Source organism: Aggregatilinea sp. (genome assembly GCF_036822615.1).
Taxonomy (GTDB): Bacteria; Chloroflexota; Anaerolineae; order Aggregatilineales; family Aggregatilineaceae; genus Aggregatilinea.
Genome location: NZ_DAISHJ010000007.1, coordinates 5,040 through 9,297, shown reverse-complemented (window position 1 = coordinate 9,297; position 4,258 = coordinate 5,040). Strand labels below are relative to the sequence as shown.

General features: G+C 63.4%; 5 protein-coding genes. 3 read left to right on the top strand and 2 right to left on the bottom strand.

Annotation, left to right across the window (positions count from 1 at the left end; all coding sequences use genetic code 11):
* Nucleotides 1-233: TRAM domain-containing protein (locus tag V7116_RS03955; RefSeq protein ID WP_324390584.1), on the top strand; the 233-nt coding region annotated here is incomplete at its 5' end.
* A gap of 6 nt (nt 234-239) precedes the next feature.
* On the opposite strand, the gene V7116_RS03950 is transcribed toward V7116_RS03955, so the two are convergent.
* Both V7116_RS03950 and V7116_RS03945 read right to left on the bottom strand, forming a co-directional pair.
* Nucleotides 240-776 (bottom strand): CDP-alcohol phosphatidyltransferase family protein, encoded by a 537-nt coding sequence (locus tag V7116_RS03950; RefSeq protein WP_324390583.1) that lies wholly within the window; start codon nt 774-776, stop codon nt 240-242.
* A gap of 98 nt (nt 777-874) precedes the next feature.
* Nucleotides 875-2,200 carry an amidohydrolase gene (locus V7116_RS03945; protein WP_324390582.1) on the bottom strand — a complete coding sequence of 442 codons (1,326 nt, stop codon included), beginning with the start codon at nt 2,198-2,200 and terminating at the stop codon, nt 875-877.
* A 157-nt stretch (nt 2,201-2,357) separates the two neighbouring features.
* Here V7116_RS03945 and cysS point away from each other — a divergent pair, with 157 nt between their 5' ends.
* Nucleotides 2,358-3,824, top strand: coding sequence for a cysteine--tRNA ligase (cysS, locus tag V7116_RS03940; RefSeq protein WP_324390581.1), 1,467 nt, complete (start codon nt 2,358-2,360; stop codon nt 3,822-3,824).
* 71 nt (nt 3,825-3,895) lie between these two features.
* On the top strand, nt 3,896-4,258 hold a 363-nt coding region (locus tag V7116_RS03935), incomplete at its 3' end, for an RNA methyltransferase substrate-binding domain-containing protein (RefSeq protein ID WP_324390580.1).

The window sequence follows — 4,258 nt, the reverse complement described above, 5'->3', positions numbered from 1 at the left end:
ATGCGCTCAAGGCGATTTATCTGCCCGGCGAGATCATCGACATCCACGTTGTGATGGAAGGCCGCGAATCCGATCAGGGCGTGGGCTATCTGGACGACGGCACGATGGTCGTGGTCGAGGATGGCAAACGCTACATGGACCGCACCATCCCGGTGCTCATCACGCGCTACATCGTCACCAACGCAGGGCGCATGTACTTCTCGCAGCCGTCGGAAGCGTCGCTGCGTAAATAGCGACGCTCAGCGCCTGACCACATGCTCGCGCAGGTCACGCACGAAGGCGGGCACGCGCACCCCGAAGAAGCGCCGCCACGCAAACAGGCCCATCACACCGAGCCAGCCGATCACCCAGGTCAGCGCGCGCGGGCGGCAGGCGATCGCTGCCACGACGACACCCAGATAGACCGGGGCCTGATACAGCACGGCATAGGAGTTCGGCGCGCTGTGCTGGCGGTGAAACAACCACATCCAGCCGACGAAATGCCCCGTCGCCAGAACCGGCGGCGCAAGCTGCGCTACTACGAGGAACAGCAGCAAACACGTAGTGAAAAAGATATCAAACCAAACGTCGTGCTCACCGATCCAGGTCTGGCCCTCACTGCCGCTGCGCCGGGCGAGGTAACCATCCAGCGTATCCCCCGTCGCGGCAACCAGCAGCAGGATCAGCACCATTTCCGCTCCCGCAGGTCCCAGGCTGACAGCCGTCCAGAGAACCAGCAGCGCCAGAACCGCACGAGATGCAGTAAGACCATCCGCGACACGCTTTTGCCAGGGCATTGCATTCGCTCCCGCTTTACACCCTACAGCCCGATACGATGCCCCCTTATCCTATTGAAACACGCGACAGCGCCTGAAGTGGCACCGGCTGGCGCGCTCTACGCGCGGTATTCGCGCACCTGGCTCATGTTCTGATTCACCATGCGCAGCGCGCGCTGTTCCGCTTCGTAGAGGATGCGCTCCTCGTCCAGCGTCAGCAGCACACGATCGCGCATCAGCAAGCGACCGTTCACCATGACGTGCCGCACGTCCGCACCCTTCGCACTGTGCACGAGATTGGCGATCAGGTCGTGGCGCGGGCGCAAATGGGGCCGGTCGAAGTCCAGCACGATCAGGTCCGCAGCCGCGCCCTCGACCAGCGCGCCGCTTTCTGCAAAGCCCATCGCCGCCGCGCCGTGCTGCGTCGCCATGCGCAACGTTGTATCGCCGGGCAACGATTCGGGATCGAGCCGCAGGTATTTTTCGAGCAGCACGCTCTGGCGGATCACGGCCAGCATGTCCATATCCGCGTTGGAAGCCGGGCCGTCCGTGCCCAGCGCAACCGCAATCCCCGCCGCCCGTAAATCCGTGACGAAGTTTACCGGCATCGCCAGCTTCATGTAGGTGATTGGCGTGCGTGCCACGAATACGCGCTTCTCGGCCAGGATCTCCAGGTCGCGTTCATCCAGCACGAGGCAGTGCGCCGCAACGGTGCGCCCATCGAACAGACCCAGATCGGCCAGCTGGACGACGGGCGACTTGCCGTGACGCGCCAGCGAGTTTTCGACCTGTTCACGCGATTCGGCTACGTGCAGATGTACGGCCAGATCGCGCGCGTGGGCCAGCTCCGAGATGCGCGCGAGGAAGTCCGGCGGGCATAGATACGGCGAATGCGGCCCCAGGCAGGTATGGATACGACCGTCCGCCGCGCCCTGCCAGCGCTCCGCGAAGGAAAGCGCGCCATCCAACCCCGCGCCGACTTCCTTATCTTCACCGACGCCAAACACGCACCACGTCAGCTGCGCCTTCAGTCCGCTCTGCTCGACCACTTCCGCCACGCGGTCCATATAAAAATAGTGGTCGTTGAAGCCAACTGTGCCGCTCCGGATCATCTCACAGGCGGCCAGCGCCGCGCCCCAGTAAACGTCCTCGGCGGTCAGCGCGCTTTCCGCCACCCAGATCTTCTCGTTCAGCCAGCGCGGGAACGGCAGGTCCTCGGCCCAGCCGCGCTCTAAGGTCATCGGCGCGTGGCAGTGGGCATTGAAGAAGCCCGGCATCACCACGCCGCCGCGCACATCGAGGATCTCGTCCGCAGGCGCGTCCTCGGGCACGTTTCCGATGCACGCGATCCTGCCATCCACCACCAACAGATCCGCATCGCGCAGGATCGTGCCGCTCGCGTCCAGCGTGACCACATCCGCATGCCGAATCCAGATCGTGCTCATCGACCGTCTCTCCCTGGCGTAACAAGGCTCCGGCGGGCATTGTACCGGGCGCGCAGGCTGTCGCCAATTGGTCCCCTGCCCTTACCCCTGTTCCGTTTTTTCGTTACAATACGAGAATTGTGACTTCTTACCCCTACAAGGTCAAGGACAACAGACAATGGCACTCCAAATCTACAACTACTTGCACCGTGAAAAAGAGCCGTTTGTGCCGCTCCACGAGGGCAAGGTGAACATGTATGTCTGTGGTCCCACGGTGTACGATCACGCGCATGTCGGCCACGCGAAGACCTACGTCTCGTTCGACGTGGTGGTGCGCTACCTGCGCTTCAGCGGCTACGACGTGCTTTACGTGCAGAACCTGACCGACGTCGGCCATTTGCTGGATTCCGGTGAAGACCGGATTCTGCGCAAGGCGCGCCAGTCGGAAGCAACGCCGATGCAGATCGTGGAAACGTATGCGCGCAGCTACTTCGCGGATATGGACGCGCTCGGCGTCGCGCGCCCCGACATCAGCCCGCGCGCCAGCGGCCACATTCCCGAACAGATCAAGATGATCGAGACGCTGATCGAAAAGGGTCACGCCTACGTTGCAGACACAGGCAACGTATACTTCGACGTATACAGCTGGGGCGACTACGGCAAGCTGTCGAACCGGCGCGTCGAAGAGCAAGAATCCGGGTCGCGAGAGGAAGTGCGCGAAGACAAGCGCCACGCAGAAGACTTCGCGCTGTGGAAGAAGGCGGAGCCGGAACACATCCTGCGCTGGGACAGCCCGTGGGGCGTTGGCTATCCGGGCTGGCACATCGAGTGCTCGGCCATGTCGCGCAAGTACCTGGGCGATACGTTCGATATTCACGGCGGCGGCGTGGACAATATCTTCCCGCACAACGAGTGCGAGGTCGCGCAGAGCGAAGCCGCCAACGAAGCCGAGTTCGCGCGGTACTGGATGCTCACGGGCAGCCTGACCGTGCCGGACGAATTCGGCATTCCGGTCAAAATGTCCAAGAGCCTGGGCAACTTCTACACGATCAAGGATGCGCTGAAGATCCAGCGGCCCGAAGTGATCCGCACGTTCATCCTGAGCGGCCATTACCGCAACCCGATCGTGTTCAGCGAGGATTCGCTCGACTCGGCGCGCAAGGGCTGGGATCGTATTTACGGGGCGGTCCGGCTGACGCGCGAAAAGCTGCGCAGCGCGCCGGATGGCGACGAGGGGAACTCGTTCTTCGCGTCGCTGGAAAAGGCGCGGCAGCAGTTCGTCGAGGCAATGGACGACGACTTCAACGCGCCGGGTGCGCTGGCAGCGTTGTACGACCTCACGCGCGAAGTCAACACGCTGCTCAACAGCGGGCAGACGGTCGGCAAAGAGGTGTTGCAGAGTATCGATGACACCTATCGCAGCCTGGGCGGCGACGTGCTGGGCATCGTGCCCGGCGAGGAAGCCAGCGCAGGGGCCGCCGACGCCGAGCGCGAAGACGGCTTGATCCGGCTGCTGGTCGATCTGCGTATGCAGGCGCGCAAGGCGAAAGATTTCGCCACGTCCGACCGCATCCGCGATCAGCTCAGTGACCTGGGCGTAACGCTCGAAGACCGGGCCGATGGAACCGTGTGGCGCATCGGGTAAAACCGCCGGACCGATCACGAAAACCAACGAGGGCGCGCTGCTGCGCCCTCCCGCAGCTTTGAGGGAACAGCATGAGCGAATATCTCTATGGGCGCTGGCCGGTTTTGGAATGTCTGCGCGCCGGTCGCCGGAACATCCACCAGATCCTGCTGGCGGAAGGCATCGAAGAAAAGGGCACCGTGGAGAGCATCATCTCCACGGCGCAGCAGCGCGGCGTTGGCGTGCGGCGCGTGCCGCGCCGGGTGATCGACGATCTCTCGCACGATGCCAACCACCAGGGCGTCGCGCTGCGGGTCGAATCGTACCCGTACGTGGAACTCGATGCGATCCTGGCGACTGCCTCCGAACGCGGCGAGAAGCCGTTCCTGCTGGTGCTCGACCTGCTCAAAGATCCGCAGAACGTCGGGGCGCTGCTGCGCGTCGGCGGGGAATTC

What these genes read in the sequence shown, in the direction of transcription:
- V7116_RS03950 (WP_324390583.1), bottom strand. Translation starts at nt 776, where the DNA reads ATGCCCTGGCAAAAGCGTGTCGCGGATGGTCTTACTGCATCTCGTGCG.
- V7116_RS03945 (WP_324390582.1), bottom strand. Translation starts at nt 2,200, where the DNA reads ATGAGCACGATCTGGATTCGGCATGCGGATGTGGTCACGCTGGACGCG.
- cysS (WP_324390581.1), top strand. Translation starts at nt 2,358, where the DNA reads ATGGCACTCCAAATCTACAACTACTTGCACCGTGAAAAAGAGCCGTTT.